The organism is Novosphingobium flavum (assembly GCF_014230315.1).
GTDB lineage: Bacteria > Pseudomonadota > Alphaproteobacteria > Sphingomonadales > Sphingomonadaceae > Novosphingobium > Novosphingobium flavum.
Window position 1 is genome coordinate 194,474 of the sequence record NZ_JACLAW010000003.1, and the last position, 20,405, is coordinate 214,878.

General features: G+C 66.8%; 20 protein-coding genes, 1 tRNA gene and 1 other RNA gene. 4 read left to right on the forward strand and 18 right to left on the reverse strand.

Annotated features, from left to right (window positions below; translation table 11 throughout):
• Nucleotides 1-34 precede the first annotated feature (34 nt).
• From rseP to rpsB, 8 genes are all read right to left on the reverse strand, one after another.
• Entirely contained in the window at nucleotides 35-1,156 is a 1,122-nt protein-coding gene (gene rseP, locus H7F51_RS04990) for an RIP metalloprotease RseP (RefSeq protein WP_343061209.1), read from the reverse strand.
• The gene (gene dxr, locus H7F51_RS04995) at nucleotides 1,153-2,322 is read right to left on the reverse strand and encodes a 1-deoxy-D-xylulose-5-phosphate reductoisomerase (protein WP_185663123.1); all 1,170 of its coding nucleotides are present in this window, start codon (nucleotides 2,320-2,322) and stop codon (nucleotides 1,153-1,155) included. Before dxr ends, rseP begins: the two co-directional genes overlap by 4 nt.
• Nucleotides 2,322-3,101 carry a phosphatidate cytidylyltransferase gene (locus H7F51_RS05000; protein WP_185663124.1) on the reverse strand — a complete coding sequence of 260 codons (780 nt, stop codon included), beginning with the start codon at nucleotides 3,099-3,101 and terminating at the stop codon, nucleotides 2,322-2,324. Before H7F51_RS05000 ends, dxr begins: the two co-directional genes overlap by 1 nt.
• Nucleotides 3,088-3,732, reverse strand: coding sequence for a polyprenyl diphosphate synthase (uppS, locus tag H7F51_RS05005; RefSeq protein WP_185663293.1), 645 nt, complete (start codon nucleotides 3,730-3,732; stop codon nucleotides 3,088-3,090). Before uppS ends, H7F51_RS05000 begins: the two co-directional genes overlap by 14 nt.
• Nucleotides 3,733-3,791: 59 nt before the next feature.
• Nucleotides 3,792-4,349: a ribosome recycling factor gene (frr, locus tag H7F51_RS05010; protein WP_185663125.1), complete on the reverse strand. Its 558-nt coding sequence runs from the start codon at nucleotides 4,347-4,349 to the stop codon at nucleotides 3,792-3,794.
• 4 nt (nucleotides 4,350-4,353) lie between these two features.
• On the reverse strand, nucleotides 4,354-5,073 hold the full coding sequence (gene pyrH / locus H7F51_RS05015; protein ID WP_185663126.1) for a UMP kinase: 720 nt from the start codon (nucleotides 5,071-5,073) through the stop codon (nucleotides 4,354-4,356).
• Between the two features lie 186 nt (nucleotides 5,074-5,259).
• Nucleotides 5,260-6,186: a translation elongation factor Ts gene (gene tsf, locus H7F51_RS05020; protein ID WP_185663127.1), complete on the reverse strand. Its 927-nt coding sequence runs from the start codon at nucleotides 6,184-6,186 to the stop codon at nucleotides 5,260-5,262.
• 123 nt (nucleotides 6,187-6,309) lie between these two features.
• The gene (gene rpsB / locus H7F51_RS05025; RefSeq protein WP_185663128.1) at nucleotides 6,310-7,062 is read right to left on the reverse strand and encodes a 30S ribosomal protein S2; all 753 of its coding nucleotides are present in this window, start codon (nucleotides 7,060-7,062) and stop codon (nucleotides 6,310-6,312) included.
• A gap of 365 nt (nucleotides 7,063-7,427) precedes the next feature.
• Between rpsB and H7F51_RS05030 the strand changes: the two genes are divergently transcribed.
• Complete coding sequence (locus H7F51_RS05030) at nucleotides 7,428-7,700, forward strand: hypothetical protein (protein WP_185663129.1); 273 nt, start codon at nucleotides 7,428-7,430, stop codon at nucleotides 7,698-7,700.
• On the opposite strand, the gene H7F51_RS05035 is transcribed toward H7F51_RS05030, so the two are convergent.
• The 3 genes from H7F51_RS05035 to H7F51_RS05045 all read right to left on the reverse strand — a co-directional run bounded on the left by H7F51_RS05035 (nucleotide 7,636) and on the right by H7F51_RS05045 (nucleotide 9,665).
• Nucleotides 7,636-8,502: a CDP-alcohol phosphatidyltransferase family protein gene (locus tag H7F51_RS05035; RefSeq protein ID WP_246447823.1), complete on the reverse strand. Its 867-nt coding sequence runs from the start codon at nucleotides 8,500-8,502 to the stop codon at nucleotides 7,636-7,638. The genes H7F51_RS05030 and H7F51_RS05035 overlap by 65 nt on opposite strands.
• 28 nt (nucleotides 8,503-8,530) lie before the next feature.
• Complete coding sequence (locus tag H7F51_RS05040) at nucleotides 8,531-9,280, reverse strand: phosphatidylserine decarboxylase (RefSeq protein WP_185663131.1); 750 nt, start codon at nucleotides 9,278-9,280, stop codon at nucleotides 8,531-8,533.
• 299 nt (nucleotides 9,281-9,579) lie between these two features.
• Nucleotides 9,580-9,665, reverse strand: a tRNA-Tyr gene (locus tag H7F51_RS05045).
• A 257-nt stretch (nucleotides 9,666-9,922) separates the two neighbouring features.
• Here H7F51_RS05045 and H7F51_RS05050 point away from each other — a divergent pair.
• On the forward strand, nucleotides 9,923-10,675 hold the full coding sequence (locus H7F51_RS05050) for a TrmH family RNA methyltransferase (RefSeq protein WP_246447874.1): 753 nt from the start codon (nucleotides 9,923-9,925) through the stop codon (nucleotides 10,673-10,675).
• A 35-nt stretch (nucleotides 10,676-10,710) separates the two neighbouring features.
• A complete protein-coding gene (locus H7F51_RS05055) occupies nucleotides 10,711-11,565 on the forward strand; it encodes a hypothetical protein (RefSeq protein WP_185663133.1) in 855 nt (284 codons plus the stop codon).
• Between the two features lie 81 nt (nucleotides 11,566-11,646).
• On the opposite strand, the gene H7F51_RS05060 is transcribed toward H7F51_RS05055, so the two are convergent.
• The 4 genes from H7F51_RS05060 to H7F51_RS05075 all read right to left on the reverse strand — a co-directional run bounded on the left by H7F51_RS05060 (nucleotide 11,647) and on the right by H7F51_RS05075 (nucleotide 16,927).
• Nucleotides 11,647-11,985, reverse strand: coding sequence for an HU family DNA-binding protein (locus tag H7F51_RS05060; RefSeq protein WP_343061227.1), 339 nt, complete (start codon nucleotides 11,983-11,985; stop codon nucleotides 11,647-11,649).
• A gap of 217 nt (nucleotides 11,986-12,202) precedes the next feature.
• A complete protein-coding gene (gene lon / locus H7F51_RS05065; RefSeq protein WP_185663135.1) occupies nucleotides 12,203-14,605 on the reverse strand; it encodes an endopeptidase La in 2,403 nt (800 codons plus the stop codon).
• A 166-nt stretch (nucleotides 14,606-14,771) separates the two neighbouring features.
• Nucleotides 14,772-15,113 carry a YbaB/EbfC family nucleoid-associated protein gene (locus tag H7F51_RS05070; protein ID WP_185663136.1) on the reverse strand — a complete coding sequence of 114 codons (342 nt, stop codon included), beginning with the start codon at nucleotides 15,111-15,113 and terminating at the stop codon, nucleotides 14,772-14,774.
• Nucleotides 15,110-16,927: a DNA polymerase III subunit gamma/tau gene (locus tag H7F51_RS05075; protein ID WP_185663137.1), complete on the reverse strand. Its 1,818-nt coding sequence runs from the start codon at nucleotides 16,925-16,927 to the stop codon at nucleotides 15,110-15,112. The genes H7F51_RS05070 and H7F51_RS05075 overlap by 4 nt, the downstream gene beginning before the upstream one ends.
• 86 nt (nucleotides 16,928-17,013) lie before the next feature.
• Here H7F51_RS05075 and H7F51_RS05080 point away from each other — a divergent pair, with 86 nt between their 5' ends.
• Nucleotides 17,014-17,502, forward strand: a complete 489-nt coding sequence (locus H7F51_RS05080; protein WP_185663138.1) for a DUF4188 domain-containing protein — start codon at nucleotides 17,014-17,016, stop codon at nucleotides 17,500-17,502.
• On the opposite strand, the gene ffs is transcribed toward H7F51_RS05080, so the two are convergent.
• The 3 genes from ffs to hrpB form a co-directional block, all read right to left on the reverse strand.
• An RNA gene (gene ffs, locus H7F51_RS05085) (signal recognition particle sRNA small type) lies at nucleotides 17,500-17,594 on the reverse strand. The two genes, H7F51_RS05080 and ffs, sit on opposite strands and share 3 nt — an antisense overlap.
• A 46-nt stretch (nucleotides 17,595-17,640) precedes the next feature.
• Nucleotides 17,641-17,919: an ETC complex I subunit gene (locus H7F51_RS05090; RefSeq protein ID WP_185663139.1), complete on the reverse strand. Its 279-nt coding sequence runs from the start codon at nucleotides 17,917-17,919 to the stop codon at nucleotides 17,641-17,643.
• A 39-nt stretch (nucleotides 17,920-17,958) separates the two neighbouring features.
• The gene (gene hrpB, locus H7F51_RS05095) at nucleotides 17,959-20,403 is read right to left on the reverse strand and encodes an ATP-dependent helicase HrpB (protein ID WP_185663140.1); all 2,445 of its coding nucleotides are present in this window, start codon (nucleotides 20,401-20,403) and stop codon (nucleotides 17,959-17,961) included.
• Between the last annotated feature and the right edge of the window lie 2 nt (nucleotides 20,404-20,405).

A 20,405-nucleotide genomic window follows, 5' to 3' on the forward strand; every position in this document is an offset into this window, starting at 1 on the left:
CCCCCGCATAATGCGGGTTCAGGATTGCCCGGCCCTAAGACCTCCCGATGGGAAGCAGAGAAGCCAGGTCATTCAACGTGACGAACAGCATGAGCGCGACCACGAAGGCCAGCCCGGTGCGGTACGCCCAGTCCTGACTGCGGGCATCCAGCGGCCGGCGGCGCACTGCCTCGGCTACGTAGAATGCCAGGTGCCCACCGTCCAGCGCCGGGATTGGCAGGAGATTGATGAATGCCAGATTTATCGAGATGAATGCCGCGAAAGAGACGAATTCAAGCCAGCCCAGACTGAGCTGCTCGCCCGAATACTTGGCGGTCTTGATCGGCCCGCCCAGCTCGGCCACCGAGCGTTCGCCGGTAATGATCTGGCGGATGCCAACCACCAGCATGCGCATCACGCCCCAGGTCTGCTTGCTCGCCAGGGTCACCGCCTCGACAGGACCAACCGCCGCGAAATGCGGGCGCCCGGCCATGATTCCGATCAGGCCGACGCGGGATTCGTTGCCGAAGCGGTCCTTGAGCACCTTCGCCTGGGTCTTGACCGTGAGCGGCACGGCCTTGCCTGCGCGCTCGACCACCAGGGTGAAGGCGGTGTCAGGCCAAGGCCACACGTGCTGGCGCAGATCGTCGAAGCTGTCCACCGCGGTGCCGTCGATCGACAGGACCCGGTCACCCTTCAGCATCCCCGCCGCTGCCGCCGGGGAATTGACGGTGAAGTCCTCCACCACCGGCGGGGCAACCATCTTGCCATAGGCCATGTTGAAGGCCGCGAAGATCACCACCGCGAAAAGCAGGTTGGTCAGCGGCCCGGCGGCCACGATCGCAGCGCGCCGCCACAGCGGCTGGGCGTTGAAGATCTGGCGCTTTTCATCTGCGGAGAGATGCTCGAACTTGCTGTCGTCGGGCCGCGAGGTCGGGTCCATGTCCCCGGCGAACTGGACATAGCCGCCCAGCGGAATGGCCGAGAGCTTCCAGCGCGTCCCGCGCCGGTCGGTCACCCCGAACAGCTCGCGCCCGAAGCCGACCGAGAAGGCATCGGCCTTCACCCCGCACCAGCGGCCGACGAGATAGTGCCCCAGCTCGTGAATGACCACGAGCGGCCCGAGCAACAGCACGAAGCCGAGGATCATCACAAGCAGCGAAGGCGAATGGCTCACGTCAGGCAGGCTCCAGCATTTCGCGCAAGGGTTTCACGGGTCCGCTCCCGCGCCTCGGCGTCAACCGCGATGACCTCGGCCAGCGTGGTCGGCACAGGCGGCGCGAAGCGGCCGAGCGTCTCTGCCACTTGTGCGGCAATTTTAGTGAACGACAGCTTACCATCAAGAAAAGCCGCGACTGCCACCTCGTTGGCCGCATTCAGCACGGCCGGCACGCCGCCCCCCGCCTCCGCCGCCGCGCGCGCCAGCCGGGTCGCCGGAAAGCGGTCCTCGTCGGGCGCGCGGAAGGTCAGCTCGCCAATCGCGGCAAGGTCGAGCGGAGCGCAGGGCGTATCCATCCGCTGCGGCCAGGCCAGCGCCGAGGCAATCGGCACCCGCATGTCCGAAGGACCGAGTTGGGCGAGCGTCGATCCGTCGCGATATTCCACCATCGAATGGATGATCGACTGCGGGTGGACGATGATGCGCAGGCGCCCGGTGCCCACCGGAAACAGATGATAGGCCTCGATGAACTCGAGCCCCTTGTTCATCATCGTCGCCGAATCGACGCTGATCTTGGCGCCCATTGACCAGTTGGGGTGGCGCACCGCCTCGGCCGGCGTGGCGCCGTGGAGCCGCTCGAGCGGCCAGTCACGAAACGGCCCGCCGCTCGCGGTAAGTGTAATCCAGCGAACGTGATCGAGATCATTGCCGGCAAGACACTGGAAAATCGCATTGTGCTCGGAATCGACTGGCAGCAGCGTCGCGCCCGAGGCGCGCACGGCCGCCATCATCACCTCGCCGGCCGAAACCAGCGCTTCCTTGTTGGCCAGCGCCACGGTGCGCCCCTGCGCGATCGCGGCCATGGTCGGCGCGAGGCCCGCGCAGCCGACGATCGCGGCCACGGTCATGTCGGCCGGACGGCTCGCCGCGTCGACCAGCGCCTGCGGCCCGGCGGCCGCCGCGATTCCCGATCCGGCCAGTGCCTCGCGCAGCGCCGGAAGCTGGCCCTCGTCGGCCAGAACGGCGATCTCGGCGGAAAATTCGAGCGCCAGCCGCGCCAGTTCCAGCGCGTTGCAGCCCGCCGTCAGCGCGACAACCCGCCACCGGCCCTTCTCGCGCCGGACAAGGTCCAGCGTCGAGCCGCCAATCGATCCAGTCGCGCCAAGGACGGTAATGGTCCGCATCAGCGCCCGAGCATACCCGAAGCGAGCATGAAAAGCCCGATGGCAAAACAGACCGCGATCAGCCCGTCCACCCGGTCGAACAGCCCGCCATGGCCGGGAATCAGCCTGCCCGAATCCTTGACCCCGGCCCGCCGCTTCATCCAGCTCTCGAAAAAGTCGCCCGCCTGCGCGATCACGGCGATCAGCGGGCCCCAAATTACTGCGCGAACCAGAGCAGCGCGCCAAACCGAGCCAGGTGCGCAGTCATAGCATTCAAAACCGATGGTGGTTGTCATGCCTACAACCAAGGAGGAAGCAAGTGCCCCGCCGAGCAATCCGCTCCATGTCTTACTCGGGCTGATGCGCGGCGCGATTTTCGGTCCACCGAATGTCCTGCCCGCAAAATACGCCCCAATGTCCGTAGCGGCCACTGCAAGCACTATTGGGAGAATGACCTGAGCACGCATGCTGGCCCAAAAATGGTGGATGACCTCGAAACCCAAAGGCAGATCGACCACACCTGCTTGGATGGGCAGGCTGATCGCTATGCCCACGTAAAAGACGCCGGCCCCCAGCCAGATTAGCCGAAGCCATTCCTCGCTCGCGAATGTGCGAACAAGCTTGTTCCATTCCCAAAGCACGACTGCTGCAATCAGCGCGACGAAACCGATCCACGTCCATCCGCCCAGCCACAGCGCGGCCCCGGCCACCAGCACCATGACCACGGCGGAAATGGTCCGCGCCATCAGGTCCGGGTTGCGTTTCGCCGCCGCCTGCGGCGTGCCTTCACCGTCCGCCATAGCGCCGCTCCCGCTTGCCGAAGTCCGCCAGCGCGGCGGCCAGATGCTCGCCGGTGAAATCCGGCCACAACACGTCGAGGAAGGCCATCTCGGCATAGGCCGCCTGCCACAGCAGGAAGTTCGACAGCCTGACCTCGCCCGATGTACGGATGATCAGGTCGAGCGGCGGCAGGTCCGCCGTGTCGAGGTGTGCGGCGATGGTGTCCACCGTCACTGCCCCTTCCGCCGCCGCCTTGGCGGCAGCCCGGGCAATCTCGTCCTGCGCCCCGTAATTGAGCGCGATCACGAGGTTCAGCCCCGTATTGCCCGCCGTGCGCGTCAGCGCGCCATCCAGCAGTTCGACAACATCGGCCGGAAAAGCCTTGTAATCACCGATAATTCTCAGGCGAACGCCATTGCCGGCGATTTCCTCGAGGTCGGCCAGGATGAAGCGCTTGAGCAGGCCCATCAGGGCCGAGATCTCGTCTTCCGGGCGGCGCCAGTTCTCGGTCGAGAAGGCGTAGAGGGTCAGCGCCTCCAACCCGATCTCGCCGGCCGCGCGCACCGTGCGGCGCACCGCCTCGACCCCGCGCTGGTGGCCCACCACCCGCGGCAACATGCGTTGCTTGGCCCAGCGCCCATTGCCGTCCATGATGATGGCGACATGGCGGGCGCCGGTCTCGCCCCCGCCTTTCCGGGCCGTCCCCAGACTCACTTGCCGAGGATTTCCTTTTCCTTGGCCGCCGCGGCCTCGTCGGCCGCCTTGATCATGTCGTCGGTCAGCTTCTGGACCTCGGTCTCGGCCCGCTTGCGCTCGTCTTCCGAGATCTCCTTCTTGTTCTCGTCGGCCTTGAGGTTCTCCATCCCGTCGCGGCGGACGTTACGGATGGCGATGCGCGCGTTCTCGGCATATTTGCCCGCGAGCTTGGCCAGTTCCTTGCGGCGCTCCTCGGTGAGGTCGGGGATCGGCAAGCGCAGGGTATTGCCATCATTGATCGGGTTGAGGCCCAGCCCGGCCGAACGGATCGCCTTCTCCACCGGCCCGATGTTGGACTTGTCCCACACCTGGACCGACAGCAGCCGCGGCTCGGGCACCGAGACGGTGGCCAGCTGGTTTAGCGGCATGTTGCTGCCATAGACGTCCACCGCCACCGAATCGAGCAGCGCCGTATTGGCGCGGCCCGTGCGCAGCCCGGAAAGGTCGTGCTTGAGCGCCTCGACCGCGCCGTGCATCCGGCGTTCGAGATCTGCCTTGTCGTACTTGGCCATGGTATCAGCCCTTCTTCACAATGGTCTGCGTCCCCTCGCCCGCCAGAACGCGGGCAAGGTTGCCCTTTTCGCGGATTGAGAAGACGACGATCGGAATGTTGTTGTCACGGCAAAGTGCCACGGCCGAAGCGTCCATAACCTTCAGGTTATCTGCCAGAACCGTATCATAATCGACTGAATTATAACGCTTTGCCTGCGGATTGGCCTTGGGATCGGAATCGTAGATCCCGTCCACGCTGGTGCCCTTGAACAGGGCGTCGCACTGCATCTCAGCCGCGCGCAGCGCCGCGCCGGAATCCGTGGTGAAATAGGGCGCGCCAACCCCCGCGGCGAAGATCACCACCCGGCCCTTCTCGAGGTGGCGCTCGGCCCGGCGCCGGATCACCGGCTCGCAGACCTGGTCCATCTGCAGCGCGGACTGGACCCGGGTATGAACCCCGAGCTGCTCCAGCGCATTCTGCATCGCCAGCGCGTTCATCACCGTCGCCAGCATGCCCATGTAGTCGGCCTGGGCCCGGTCCATGCCGCGCGCGGCGCCGGCCATGCCGCGGAAAATGTTGCCCCCGCCGATCACGAGACAGACCTCGAGCCCGGTCTCGGTAGCCGCCTTAACCTCGCCCGCCAGTTCGGCCACGAAATCGGGATCGATCCCGAACTGCTGGGCTCCCATCAGCACTTCGCCCGAAAGCTTGAGCAGAACGCGCTTGTACCGGGGGGAAGTCATCTAGGAAGCTCTCTTGCTGGGTTGGCGGCCCTTATAGCCGCCGCGCTGCCCCTGCCAAGGGCAACGGCCGCCAAATCGGGGGTCTGGCAAAACAGGCCGGAATTCACGAGCCCCACACGCGCGTATCCCCGCGTCACGAGCCCGGAAGCCGGACCCGCGACGCGGGGATACGTCAAGCCGTGTGGCTCAGTTCAGGCCGGCAGCGGCAGCGACTTCGGCGGCGAAGTCGGTCTCGGCCTTCTCGATGCCCTCGCCCAGCTGGAAGCGGACGTAGTCCTTGAGCACGATCTTCGCGCCGGCAGCCTTGCCCGCCTGGTCGACGACCTGGGCGATCGGGGTCTTGTTGTCCATCACGAAGACCTGGCTGAGCAGCGCGTTTTCCTTGGCATACTTGGCCACGGCGCCATCGACCATCTTGGCCTGGACTTCCGCCGGCTTGCCGCTCTCGGCAGCCTTTTCGGCGGCGATCTTGCGCTCGCGGGCGATCAGCTCGGCGTCAAGGTCCTCGGCGTTCAGCGCCAGCGGGAAGGCCGCGGCGATGTGCATGGCGATCTGCTTGCCCAGCGGCTCGAGCACGTCGGCACCGGCTTCCGATTCGAGCGCGACGAGCACGCCGATCTTGCCGAGGTTCGGCGCGGCAGCGTTGTGCATGTAGGGCACGACGACGCCCTGGGCGACCGAAACGGTCTTCATGCGGCGCAACTGCTGGTTCTCGCCGATCGTGGCGACGTTGTTGGTCAGCTTCTCGCTGACGGTGCCGCCATCCGGGTAAGCCGCGTCCTTGAGCGCCTCGACGTCGTCCGACGCCGCGCCCAGCGCCACTTCGGTCGCCTTGCGCACGAAGTCCTGGAACTGGTCGTTCTTGGCGACGAAGTCGGTTTCCGAGTTGACCTCGAGGGCCACACCCTTGGTCCCGTTCACGGCCACGCCGACCAGACCTTCAGCGGCGGTGCGGCTCGACTTCTTGGCGGCGGCAGCCAGACCCTTGGCGCGCAGCGCGTCGACCGCGGCTTCGAAGTCGCCAGCGCTCTCGTCGAGGGCCTTCTTGCAGTCCATCATGCCGGCGCCGGTGCGCTCGCGCAGGTTCTTCACGTCAGCGGCGGTGTAAGCCATCGCGGTTGTCCTTGGGTTGGAATGGGGTTCTTGAATGGGAGCAGCGCCGGGCCATTGGGCCCGGCGCGCTACAATCTGGTGACAGGCAGGTGCCGGAACGCGCCGGCGCCCACCCCGGCCGGATCAGGCCTCGACGATCTCTTCGACCGGGTTGTCGAGCGCACCGATGTCGGCGCCCGAATCGATCACGCCCTCGCGGCGACCCTTGGTCGCGGCAGCGGCAACGGTCTCGCAGTAGAGACGGATCGCGCGGCTGGCGTCGTCGTTGGCCGGGATCGGGAAAGCGATGCCGTCGGGCGAGACGTTCGAGTCGAGGATCGCCACGACCGGAATGCCGAGCACGTTGGCTTCCTTGATCGCCAGCTCTTCCTTGTTGGCGTCGATCACGAACATCACGTCCGGGATGCCGCCCATGTCGCGGATGCCACCGAGCGACATCTCGAGCTTGTCACGCTCGCGGGTCAGCTGGAGCACTTCCTTCTTGGTCAGGCCGGTGGTGTCACCGCCGAGCTGCTCCTCGAGGGTCTTCAGGCGCTTGATCGAGCCCGAAATGGTCTTCCAGTTGGTCAGCATACCGCCGAGCCAGCGATGGTTGACGAAGTGCTGGCCGCAGGCGCGCGCGGCTTCGGCGATCGGCTGCTGGGCCTGGCGCTTGGTGCCGACGAACAGCACCTTGCCGCCGGCCTGGACCGTGGCGGAGATGAAGTCGAGCGCGCGGGCGAAGAGCGGCACGGTCTGCGACAGGTCGAGGATGTGAACCCCGTTGCGGGCGCCGAAGATGTACGGCTTCATCCGCGGGTTCCAGCGGTGGGTCTGGTGGCCGAAGTGGGCACCGGCTTCGATGAGCTGCGACATGGTGACGACAGGAGCCGCCATAGGATAATTCCTTTCCGGTTGGACCTCCGGGAAGCTGGAACCGAGCGAAGACCGCTGCGGCACCGGGCTATGGTGCTTCCCGTGTGGATTTGCCGCGACGACCGGCCGGCGTCTTGCCGAACGATCCGCGACGGGCGGCCCTTAGACCCATCTTCCGCCAAATTCCAGCCCCAAATCACCATGTTGAACGCAATGAGAACAACCAGGAGAACAAATGGAGATTATTCCTGTTGACAACCAGAACATGAACGGAACATAAAGTGTCCAGAACGGAGACAGGAACCCATCTGATCCGCTCAGGTTTTGCATTCGTTCGCTCTGGCCGCCTCAAGCGGCGCGAACGTCAGGAATAGGAACTGTCGAGAATGATCGCTTCCATCGTCCTGCCCGCCCTGTTCATCGCCAGCGGCCTCTTCGCGTTCACCACGATCGTCATGGCCTGGCGCGCCCATGCTGGCGAAGTGATGGCGCTGCGCGCCCAGCTCGCCGCCTCGCGTGAATTCAACGACTATCGGGTTCGCCTCGCGCTGACCGAAACGCACGAGTATCTGCCGGTCGCCCGGCGCAGCCTGTTCAGGCGTCCGGCTCCGCAGCGCCAGCCCCGCCAGCAGCGTTCCGGGCGGCACGCTGCCGCTTGACCCGGACATAGGCCACGATGCCGAACGGCAGGGTCACCAGGTAAGCGATACAGATCGCCGCCAGCGTCCACCACGGCTCGGTCAGCAGGGCGCCTCCCAGCAGCGCAAGAACTGCGAGCAATTCGAGCCGGACCGACTTGCGCGGCCGCATCGAGGTCCACGACAGCGTGGCAAGGCTCGAGATCAGCAGGAAGGCGATCAACACCAGCCAGCCGCCAACCAGCACCGGCTCGCGGAACAGGTCGTTGCCGGTCGCGATCCACAGGTAGAGCGGCAGGAAGGCAAGACCCGCGCCCACCGGGGCGGGAACCCCGGTCAGGAACCCGGCCGACTTGTGCGGCTGTTCGGCAAGGTCGATACGTGCATTGAACCGCGCGAGGCGCAGCACGCAGCAGATCGCGAAGGCGAGACTCGCCAGCCAGCCAAGGCGCGGCACGTCATGCAGGGTCCACAGGAATAGGATCAGCGCCGGAGCCACCCCGAATGAAATCGAATCGGCAAGGCTGTCGAGTTCCGCCCCGAAGCGTGACTGGGCCTTGAGCAGGCGCGCGATGCGCCCGTCGATCCCGTCCAGCACCCCGGCAAGGATCACCGCCAGAACCGCCTTTTCCCATTCGCTCAGGGGTAGGCCGACGCCGTCCGCCGGCGCGGCAGAATCGCCCGTGGCAGCAGAAATGGCAAAACGGATCCCGGTCAGTCCAAAGGCAAGCGCGGACGCCGTGATCGCGTTGGGAATCAGCGCGCGCAGGGTCAGCCCTCCCGGCAGGCGCATATCGCGGTTGGGCCGGGGCGCCTCGCTCATCGGCGCTCCCTCCATCGGCCCATGGCCGTCACTGCGAAACGCCCTCGATGTGCGGCTGATCGCCGAGGTCAGCCAGGACGGTCTCGCCGGCGATCACTTTCTGGCCGAGGAGGACGCGCGGTTCGGTCCCGGCCGGAAGGTAAACGTCAACCCGGCTGCCGAAACGGATCAGGCCGACGCGCTGGCCCGCGGCAAGAATGTCGCCCGGCTTGACGAAGGGCACGATCCGCCGCGCCACGAGCCCGGCGATCTGGGTGAACCCGATCCGCGTGCCGTCGCTGCGCTCGACGAGGATGTGCTGGCGCTCGTTCTCTTCCGAGGCCTTGTCGAGATCGGCGTTCATGAACTTGCCGGGGATATAGACCACCCGGCTCACCGTCCCGCCGATCGGCGAGCGATTGATGTGCACGTCGAACACGCTCATGAAGATCGAGACCCGCGTCACCGGCCCGGCGGGCAGACCGGGATGCCCGGTGCCGTCGTCGAGCACCAGCTCGCGCGGCGGTTCGACCTTCTGGATCAGGGTGATCAGGCCGTCGGCCGGGGAGACGACATAGCGCTCACCCTGCGGCACCACGCGCTGCGGATCGCGGAAGAAGGCCAGCACGCCCAGCGTCAGGAAGCCGAGCGGCCAGGCCGCCGTTTCCCACGCCAGCAGCGCGAAGACCAACGAGATCGCCGCGACGATCAGTCCGTACTTGCGCCCTTCGGGGTGAATTGAGGGCCACGACCAGCGTGCTTCGCCCCGGCCTCGGTTATCGGTGATTTCGCCTGCCATTGGGTCCACTTAGGCGCTGATCCCCGCCGCGACAAGGCGGGTTGCCGTACCAGATTGTAACTTGGTCGCGCCGCGGCCTGCGCCGGCGCTTTCCTACACCCCGGCCAACTGCCATCATCCGTCCCGCGCAGGGCCGCCCAGCACTCTTTGAAAGGTCGGAAAATGCGCCGCGTTGGGAAAGTGTCACCCATGCACTGCGCCGCAAATACCTGAAATATCGGGGATACATCAGGTTCAGAGGGTTACACTGGTGTCACCCGACGGGCCGCCGGGCGGCGATTATCGCCGCAGGGAGTTGGTGGTGGACAGGGCTAGATTCGAACTAGCGTACGCTTGCGCGGGCAGATTTACAGTCTGCTGCCTTTAACCACTCGGCCACCTGTCCACACCAGCTTGCCGGTTGCGGGTTGCCCCGCGAGTGAGCCCCAACAAGTGGGGCCATCCGGCCGAGTGGCGGCCCCTTTGGCGAACCGAGACTTGCCTGTCAATGGGGGGTCGGCCATGAGCGCCACAAGATTCTTTCAAGCAAGGACAATTTCGATGGCAAAGCGCCGCGGCGGCAAGTTGGACCACGATTTCGAGAGCCGGCCCGCCGGGGCCACCGAACGCCCATCCCGCGCCCTGCGCGGGCAGGCCGGGCGGATGAAGGGCGGGCGCGGCTCGGGCCGCACCTCCACCGGCACGGTCCGCTTCTGGGGCCATCATGCGGTGGAGGCGGCACTCAAGAATCCGGAGCGGCGCCACATCAAACTGTGGGCCACGCGCGAAGGTGTTGCCAATCTCGATGGCGAACTTCCGGCCGATTTCCCCGTGGAATGGGCTGATGTGGCCGATCTCGCCCGGCTCGTGGCGCGCGATGCGCCGCACCAGGGACTGGTGCTCGATTGCAAGCCGCTGGAAGACATCTTTCTCGACGAGGTTCTGTCCGGCGATCCTTCGCGCCCATTGGTGATCCTCGATCAGGTCACCGATCCGCACAACGTCGGTGCGATCCTCCGCTCGGCCGCAGCGTTCAATGCTTGCGCCATCATCACCCAGGATCGCCATTCTCCACCCGAATCGGGGACCCTGGCCAAGAGCGCCTCGGGCGCGCTCGAAATCGTGCCGTGGGTCCGCGTCGTGAACCTGGCCCGCGCGCTCGATGAGGTGTCCGAGGCCGGCTACTGGCGCATCGGCCTCGACGGCGAAGGCCCGATCACCTTGGCCGACGCCCTGCCCACCGGCCCGGTTGCCCTGATCCTCGGCGCCGAGGGCGAAGGCATGCGCCACAACATCGTCCAGCACTGCGACGCCCTCGCCCGCCTGCCGATCGCGGCGGCGATGGAAAGCCTCAACGTGTCCAATGCTGCCGCAATTTCGCTCTATGCCGTAGCGACTCGCGCGGCCGAGGGCTGATTGGCCGGACTGACCGCGCGAACCGGGGGGACGAAATGAAGCACAACTGGCGGCGCGTCGCGGCTGGCGCAGCAGTGGTCATGCTGGGCCTCGCCCTGTCGGCCTGCCTGCTCACCCCGGGCCGGTTCACCTCGGCGCTCGACTTGAGGCGCGACGGCCGCTTCAGCTTCACCTACTCGGGCGAGATCCGCATGCTCGCCCTGTCGAAGCTCGCGGAAAAAGCCCAGGCCGAGAAGAACGCTTTCACCCCGTCCGACTGTTTCGACGAAAACATGGCCAAGCGCCCTTGCAAGGCCACCGAACTCGCCGAACAGCGCAAGACCTGGGACGATGAGCGCAAGGCCTCGGCCGATCGGCGCGCGCGCGAATCCGAACAGATGAAAGCCCTGCTCGGCGGGATCGACCCGTCGAGCCCGGCAGCGGCCGAGGAACTGGCCACGCGGCTGCGCCGTCAGGCCGGTTGGAAAAGCGTGATCTACAAGGGCGACGGGCTCTACGTGGTCGATTTCAGCCTGTCCGGGCGTCTCGACCATGATTTTGCCTTTCCCACGATCGAGCGCTTTCCGATGGCCAATCCGTTCATCCAGTTGACCCGGCGCGCCGACGGCTCGGTGCGGGTCGATGCGCCCGGCTTCGGCCCGGCCTCGGGCGCAGGCAATCCCTTCACGGCGATGATGAGCGGAGCGATGAGCGAAATGGGCGGCGCCGCGGGCAAGGCCCCTGCCCTGCCCACCTTCGACGGCACCTTCACCATCACCACCGACGGTCAGGTCCTCGCCAACAATACCGACGAAGGGCCACAGCCCGATCCAGCCGGCCAGCGCCTGGCCTGGGTGCTCAATGCGCGTTCCGCTGCGGCCCCCACCGCTCTGGTCAGGCTTGGCCAATAAAGAAAAACGCCGCGCTTCATCGAAGAAGCGCGGCGTGTTCAAAAACTCGACCTGAGGCGCAAGGCCGAGCTGGATGGGGTCTTAGTTGACCGAATCCTTGAGGCCCTTGCCGGCCTTGAACTTCGGCTGGGCCGAAGCCTTGATCGACATCGGTTCGCCAGTGCGCGGGTTGCGGCCGGTCGACGCCTTGCGACGGGCAACCGAGAAGGTGCCAAAGCCGACGAGACGGACTTCGTCACCCTTCTTCAGGGCGCCGGTGATCGCGTCAAAAACACCTTCAACAGACTTGGTGGCATCCGCGCGGGTCAGGCCGCTGGCTTCGGCCACAGCGCTGATCAGTTCGTTCTTGTTCATTCGGGAACCCCCTACCTCGTGTGAAAACCGCTGTGATTTTTGGAATCGCCTCGGTGGGCGCGGAATTGAGCGATTTTTGGTGGTCCTGTCAAAGCGAAATGGGGCGGTTTGCCGCGGTTTATCCCCGGTTTGCGGCGGATTTTATAGCCCACAACGCTTGTATTCGTGCGCGAATCGATTTCGGCGCCGAAGCAATTCGCAAGACCGCGTAAAATCGCTGCACTGCAACAGAATCATCCCTCCATTATAGAGGGTTAACCGGAGCGCCCGAAGGCGCCCCGATTCAATGTGCAGTGGGCTGGTTCGCGGCGGGAGGAACGGCGCCCGGCTGACTGGCCAGGTCGTCGGCTTCGGTCCATTCGATCGCGCTGACCGGCTGGGTCAGGGCCCGCGCCAGCACCTCGTCGACATGGCTCACCGGAATGATCTCCAGCCCTTCGCGGATGTTGGCCGGGATCTCGGCGAGGTCCTTGCGGTTCTCTTCCGGGATGAGCACTGTCTTGATGCCCCCGCGCAGGGCGGCGAGCAGCTTTTCCTTGAGCCCGCCGATCGCCAGCACCCGGCCCCGCAGCGTGACCTCGCCGGTCATCGCCACATCCGCGCGAACCGGAATGCCGGTCAGGGTCGAGACCATGGCCGTGACCATGCCGATACCCGCGCTTGGCCCGTCCTTGGGCACCGCACCCTCTGGCAGGTGGATGTGCAGGTCCTTGCGCTGGAACAGGCTCGGCTTGATGCCATAGGCCGGCGCCCGCGCGCGGACGAAGCTGAAGGCCATCTGCACGGATTCGCTCATCACCTCGCCGAGCTTGCCGGTGGTCTTGGCCGCCCCCCTTCCCGGAACGGTCACGCTCTCGATCGTCAGCAGTTCGCCGCCAACCTCGGTCCAGGCCAGGCCCGTAACCGCGCCCACCTGGTGCTCGGTGTCGGAGATGCCGTGCTTGTACTTCCGCACTCCCGCGAAATCGGCGAGGTTTTCGGACGTGATCACCACGGCCTTGTCCTTGCCTTCGAGAATGCGGCGCAGGCTCTTGCGCGCCAGCCGGGCGATCTCGCGCTCCAGCGTGCGCACGCCTGCCTCGCGGGTGTAATAGCGGATCAGGTCGCGCAGGCCCTCGTTGGTCAGGGTGAACTCACCCTTCTTCAGGCCATGCGCCTCGACCTGCTTGGCAACCAGATGCCGCTCGGCGATCTCGACCTTTTCGTCCTCGGTATAGCCTTCGAGCCGGATGATCTCCATGCGGTCGAGCAGCGGCTGCGGCAGGTTGAGGCTGTTCGCCGTGCAGACGAACATCACGTCCGACAGGTCGTAGTCGACCTCGAGGTAATGGTCCTGGAACTTGGCGTTCTGTTCCGGGTCAAGCACCTCGAGCAGGGCCGAGGCCGGATCGCCGCGGAAGTCCTGGCCAAGCTTGTCGATCTCGTCGAGCAGGAACAGCGGATTGCTGGTCCCGGCCTTCTTGAGGTTCGAGATGATCTTGCCCGGCAGCGAGCCGATGTAGGTCCGCCGGTGGCCGCGGATCTCGGCCTCGTCACGCACCCCGCCCAGTGACTGGCGGATGAACTCGCGCCCCGTCGCCTTGGCGATCGACTTGCCCAGCGAGGTCTTGCCCACGCCCGGCGGGCCGACGAGGCAAAGGATCGGGCCCTTCAGCTTGTTGGTCCGCGCCTGCACCGCGAGGTATTCGACGATCCGGTCCTTGACCTTCTCCAGCGCGTAGTGATCGGCATCGAGAATGCCCTGCGCGCGCGGCAGGTCCTTCTTGAGCTTCGACTTCTTGCCCCACGGCAAGCCAAGCAGCACGTCGAGGTAATTGCGCACGACGGTCGCCTCGGCGCTCATCGGCTGCATCGTCTTGAGCTTCTTCAGCTCCGACACGGCCTTGGTCCGCGCCTCGGCCGAGAGCTTGAGCTTGTCGATCTTCTCCTGAAGCTCGGCGACCTCGTTGGTCTCCTCACCGTCGCCGCCACCCAGTTCCGACTGGATCGCCTTGAGCTGCTCGTTGAGGTAATATTCGCGCTGGGTCTTCTCCATCTGCCGCTTCACGCGGCCACGGATCCGGCGCTCGACCTGGAGCACGCCCAGTTCGCCTTCCATGAAGGAATAGACCATCTCGAGCCGGCGCAGCGGATCGTTCTCGGTCAGCAGGGCCTGCTTGTCGGCCACCTTGGCGCCGAGCTGCGCGGCGATGGCATCGGCCAGCCGCGCAGCATCGTCGATATCGCCCAGTTGGTCGCCGGCCTCGGTCGACAGCTTCTTGTTGAGCTTGGCATATTCCTGGAACTGCTCCACCACCTGACGCATCATCGCGGCAACTTCGCTGCCCGACGAGGTCACTGCCTCGATCGGCGCGATCTCGGCGCTGAGCATGGTCTCGCTTTCGTGCAGCGCGGTCAGGCGCGCACGCTGCTGCCCTTCGACCAACACGCGCACCGTGCCATCCGGCAGCTTGAGCAGTTGGAGCACGCTGGCAACCACGCCGACATCGTAGAGGTCGTCCTCCTGCGGATCGTCGCAGGCCGGATCGAGCTGGGCCAGCAGGAAGATGTCCTTGTCGGTGCTGTCGGCCATCGCGGCTTCCAGCGCGGCGACAGACTTCTCGCGGCCGACGAACAGCGGCACGACCATGCCGGGAAACACGACGATGTCGCGCAGGGGGAGCAGGGGGAGCTTGGTCTTTTCCATATCCGTCCAATCTGCGGATGCCGCCCGGGATCAACCGCGACGGCACCCATGCGGGGTTTCGATTACCCCGAAGCAAACGGGAATATGGGGAGGCTCCCTGATTGGCGCAATGGCCTGGCCCCGGTCGCCTGTGGAAGACCTGAAAGCATCCACAGGCGCATGGATATCACCCCAAGCCCGGAAAGTTGAACCCCGGCGGCAGGCCAAGGCCCTGCTGCATCTTGGCCATTTCCTCGCCCGAGACCTGATCGGCCTTGGCCCGCGCATCGTTGAAGGCGGCGGCCACGAGGTCCTCGAGAATGCCCTTTTCCGTCGGTGCGAGCAGGCTGTCGTCCAGCGAAACGCCCACAACCCGGCCCTTGGCCGAGCAGCGCACCTTGACCAGCCCGCCGCCGGAAACCCCTTCCACCTCGATCTGGTCGAGCTTGGTCTGGGCCTCGTTCATCTGCTTGCTGATGGTTTCGGCGGCCTTCTGGGCGGCCTGGATCATCTCTTCCATCGACTTCATGCGCTGCGGCTCCAATTGCGTTCGCCCCGCGGGGCCTGTTCATCCTCGACGATCTGCGCGCCCGGAAAGGCGGCGAAAGTCGCCTCGACCAAGGGCGAGCGGCGCAAGGCATCGGCCTCGGCCTGCTCGGCCGCCGCGCGCGCCTCCTCCAGGCTCGGCTGAGCCGCGCCCTCGCCGCGCTCGACCTCCCAGTCAAGCCCGGTGACGGCCTGCAGCGCCTTGCGGATGTCACCCGAATGGTCACCCGGCAGTCCCGGCACCAGTTGGTATTTCAGAAGTCCGGGCGCAAGCGCAATCACCCGCACGCCCAGCCGCATCGTCGCGCCGATCAACGGAGAGGCATGCTCGACCTGTCGTACCAGCGCCTCCCAGTCCGGCGCGATCGCCGCGCCCTGAATCATGCCCGAGGGCGCGTCGCCCCCGGCCGAAGCCCCGCTCGCCGCCGCCGCGAAAGCACCGGGATTGGCCGCCAGCGCCTCGATCTTGCGGGCCAGCTGGCCCGGATCGGGCAGCTCGCTGGCATGCATCGCGCGAAGCAGCGCCATTTCGGCGGCCACCAGCGGATCGGGCGCCTGCCGCACCTCGTCATGGCCCTTGAGCAGCAATTGCCACAGCCGGTGCAGCTGCCCGGCAGACAAGCGCGCTGCCCACTCGTCGATCACCGCGCGCTCTTCGGCGGAAATCGCCTCGGCCCCGCTGCGCCCGACCTGCGCCACGGTGATCCGGTGGACCAGCTCCATCTGCGAACGCAGCAGCGAGAGCGGCTCGATCCCCAGCGCGAACTGCGCGGCCACAAGATCGAGCAGGCCCGCCGCATCGCCCGCCAGCAGGGCGGCCAGCAGGCGGCGCTGCACGGTCTTGTCGGCCAGGCCCAGCATGTCCTGCACCTGCGCCGGCGTCACCTTGCCCTCGCCGCCAAGGTCGGCATGGGCGATCGCCTGGTCGAGGATCGAGAGCCCGTCGCGCACCGATCCTTCGGCCGCCTCGGCAATCATGGAAAGCGCCTCGCGCTCGGCCGCCACGTCCTCGGCGGCGCAGACCTTGCCGAAATGCTCGGCCAGCAGCGGCGCGGGAATTCGCCGCAGGTCGAAGCGCTGGCAGCGCGACAGCACCGTCACCGGCAGCTTGTCGACTTCGGTGGTCGCAAAGAGGAACTTCACGTGAGCCGGCGGCTCTTCCAACGTTTTCAGCAGGGCGTTGAAGGCATTGCGCGAAAGCATGTGCACTTCGTCGATGATGTAGATCTTGTAGCGCGCCGAAACGGCGGCATAGCGCACCGCCTCGATGATCTCGCGCACGTCGTCGACGCCGGTATGGCTCGCCGCGTCCATCTCGATCACGTCGATATGGCGCCCCTCGGCAATGGCGAGGCACGGCTCGCAGGCCCCGCAAGGGTCGATCGTCGGCCCGCCCTTCCCATCCGGCCCCACGCAGTTGAGCGCCTTGGCGATCAGCCGCGCGGTCGAGGTCTTGCCCACCCCGCGCACGCCGGTCATCAGGAAGGCATGGGCCAGCCGGTCGCGCCGGATCGCATTGCCCAGGGTCTGGACCATGGCATCCTGCCCGATCAGCTGGGCAAAGGTCTGCGGCCGATACTTGCGCGCCAGCACCCGGTAGGGCTGCGCAGCGGCAGGAGCGGGGGTCGAAGCTGCGGCAGACGCAGGCGCAGGAGCCGGTTCCGGCACCGCGACTGGCGCGGGCTCGGGATCGCCGAACATCGAACTCTGCCCCGCCGCCTCAAGCTCGGCAGCGGAAACATGGTCTTGTTCGTCCTCGTCCGGCTGGTGGCCGAAGATATCTGCGGAATCGTCCATCACCTCTCCTAGGTAAGCGCTGGCGCCTCGCTTGTCGAATGATCGAACCGCTTGACCCACGGCTTTCGCGGTGAAACCCTCGAGCCATGGGCAAGATCGTTCCCGGCCGCATGACCGCCGCCTATCAGGGGCCGCTGGTCGTCTTCGTCATCGGCATGCGGATCAACCGCTGGCGCCAGATCGGCAAATGGTGGCCGCTGACCCGGCTGATGGAACCAATGATCGCTGAACTGAAGGCCGATCCCGAAAGTGGCTTTCTGGGCGCCGAAACAATGCTGTCCGGCCTGCGCACGGTCGTGCTGCTGCAATACTGGCGCGATTTCGACAGCCTGGAAACCTATGCCCGCGCCCGTGACAAGCGCCACTGGCCGGCCTGGGCCGCCTTCAACAAGGCCGTCGGCAAGGACGGCAGCGTCGGGGTTTTCCACGAGACCTACGTGGTCGCCGATAGGGGGAGCGAGACGGTCTACGTCAACATGCCCGCCTTCGGCCTCGGCAAGGTTGGGGGACTGGTCCCGGCCACCGGCTCGCGCGAAGCGGCCCGCTCCCGGATGAAAGGCGAAGCTGAAGGGTAAAAAGGAGCCGGCCGACCCGCCGCAACCCGTTGTGGCTGCTACCTTCCGGTCCTGACCAGGTTGGCGGACGCAAGCGTCCGACCGACTCCCGGCGCGGCATATGGTGGGATCGGGCCGGTTTGTCCAGCCCGGAAGAACTTACCGAAAATTATCCGCGTAGGCCTGCAGCTTCAGCCGCTTGGGCGGCGTCACGGCCACCCGCGCCTCGATGCCATGGCGCGTCGCATAGGCCTTGGCCTCGTCCGCGCTGCCGAACTGGAGCACGACCTGCTGCTGCATGTCGCCCGAGCCAGCCCAGCCCATCAGCGGGTCGGGGCGCTTGGCCTCGGCGGGCACGAATTCGAGAACCCAATCATCGATGCGGGCCTTGCCCGATTGCATGGCGTTCTTGGGGCGCTGAAAGATACGTGCGGTCATCTTCGCGCTTTCCTGCGAATCGCCGACGGAATCAAGAGGTCACTTCCTGCGAGTGGCCTCGAAGGCGTTTTTCGTCTTGAGGCTGGGGTCCTCGGCCCAGGGCTCGTCCGGCCAGCGGTGCCTAGGATAGCGCCCCTTCATGTCCTTCACCACGTCGCGCCACGATCCGCGCCAGAAGCCGGGCAGGTCGCGGGTCATCTGCACCGGCTTACCGCCCGGCGAGGTCAGCTTGAGCAGCAGCGGCTGGGCCGGTTGGCCAAATGTCGGATGGCGGTCGAGCCCGAACAGCGCCTGGACCCGCACCTCCACGCTCGGCCCGCCCGGATCGGCGTAGTCGATGTCGTGCCCCGTCCCCGCCGGGCTGCGGAACTGCGGCGGGGCCAGCTTGTCGAGCTGTTGCCGCTCGGCATAGTCCATCCGCCCCAGCAGCGCCTCGTGCAGCTTGCCCTTGCCGACCTCGTCCAGCCGCCGTCCGAGCAGGGGAAGCAACCAATTCTCGGCCTCCGCGCGCAGGGCCTCGTCCGAAAGCGCCGCAATCCCGGCAAAGCGCGCCCGTGCCAGCAGGCCCAGCGAGGTATCTGACAGCGGCAAAAGTCCCAGGCCGTCTTCCGCCACGCGCTCGGCAAGGAACCGCGCGATCGCGTCTTTGTCCGGCGCCGGATCAGGCCCTTTTGCCAGCACGATCGTCCCCAACCGCTGCTCCAGCAGCGCCTCGACCCGCCGCTCCTCCGCCACCCAGCGCAGCGCCGTGCGCCGCTCGATCCGGTGCCCCAGCCAGCGCTGCACCTCGGCCTCCGTCAGCGCCACGGCGCCCGTGATCCGCGCGCCCTTGGCATCGCCCTGCGCCTCGCCCACCGCCAGCCATTCGCTACGGATCAGCGGAGAGGCCGGATCAAGCCGCAACCCCCGGCCCCCCGCCGTCAACCACTGCTCGCCCGATCCATCGCGGGCCCGCGCGATCATGTCCGGAAACCCCTCGGCCAGGATCGCCGCGAGAGGCAGGCCATCGCCCCGCCCCTGCCGCACTTGCCGCGCCCAGCGCCCCGCCAATTGCCGCGAGGCTTCCGCGCGGGAAGATCGGTCCCGCCGCCAGCTCTCGAACCGGTGGTGCAGGTCATCGCTGCGCCCGCCCAGCCCGCGCTCCTGCAGCAGGAGCGCCAGCGCCGCGGCATCCTCGGCCGCACCATGCTGCGCCGCATGGATCAGCATATGCGCCAGCCGCGGCTCCAGCGGCAGGGCGGCCATCGCCCGCCCATGGGCGGTAATCCGCCCGTCGTCGTCGAGCGCCCCCAATGACCGCAACAGCCCATGCGCCGCCGCCATGGCGGGCACGGGCGGCGGATCGATCCAGGCCATCGCCCCCACATCGCCCGCGCCCCATTCGGCCAGAGTCAGGGCCAGCGGCGCCAGATCCGAAACCAGCATCTCCGGCGGCTCGAAGGCGGGCCGCCCGGCGTGCGCGGCCTCCTCCCACAAACGGTAAGCCACCCCCGGCCCCTGCCGCGCCGCGCGCCCCGCGCGCTGCGCGGCCGCCGCCTGGCTCGCCCGGTGAGTCACCAGCCGCGTCACCCCGGCCGCCTTGTCGAACTCCGCCCGCCGCGAAAGCCCCGCGTCCACCACCACCGAAACCCCGTCCAGCGTCAGCGAGGTCTCGGCAATCGCCGTCGCCAGCACGATCCGCCGCCGCCCCTGCGCATCGCGCCGGATCGCCGCGCGCTGCGCCGCCGGCTCGCACTGCCCATGCAGTGGCAGGACCAGCGCGGAGGGCAAGCGCTCAGCCAACCGCTCGCGCGTCCGCTCCATCTCGCCCACGCCCGGCAGGAAGGCGAGAATGTCCCCCGTCTCCTCCCGCCACGCGGTTGCTATGGCCGAAGCCATCGCCTCCTCGATCCGCAATTCCGGCCGCGCGCCCAGCCAGCGCAGCGCCAGCGGCCAGGCCTTGCCCTCGCTCTCGATCACCGGCGCCGCCCCGAGGAGCGAAGCAAACCGCGCTCCGTCCAGCGTCGCGCTCATCACCACCAGCCGCAGGTCATCCCGCAGCACCGAGGCCGACTCGATCGCCAGCGCCAGCCCGAGATCGCTGTCGAGATGCCGCTCATGCGCCTCGTCGAACAGCACCGCCGAAACACCCGAGAGTTCCGGATCCTTCAGGATTGTCGAAACGAAGATCGCCTCGGTCATAACCAGCACCCGCGTCCTGGCTGATCGCTTGCTGTCGAGCCGGGTGAGGTAGCCCACCGTCTCCCCGGCCTTCTCGCCCAACAGCTCGGCCATCCGCTCAGCCGCCGCCCGCGCCGCCACCCGCCGGGGCGAGAGCAGGATGACGTTGTCCGTGCACCACGCCTCGCCCAGCAGGGCCGTGGCCACAGTCGTCGTCTTCCCCGCCCCCGGCGGCGCAATCAGCACCGCGCCCGTGCCCGTTTTCAGGGCCGCCAGCAGGTCCGGCATCACCGCGTGAATGGGAAGATCGTCGGCAGCGCTCATCG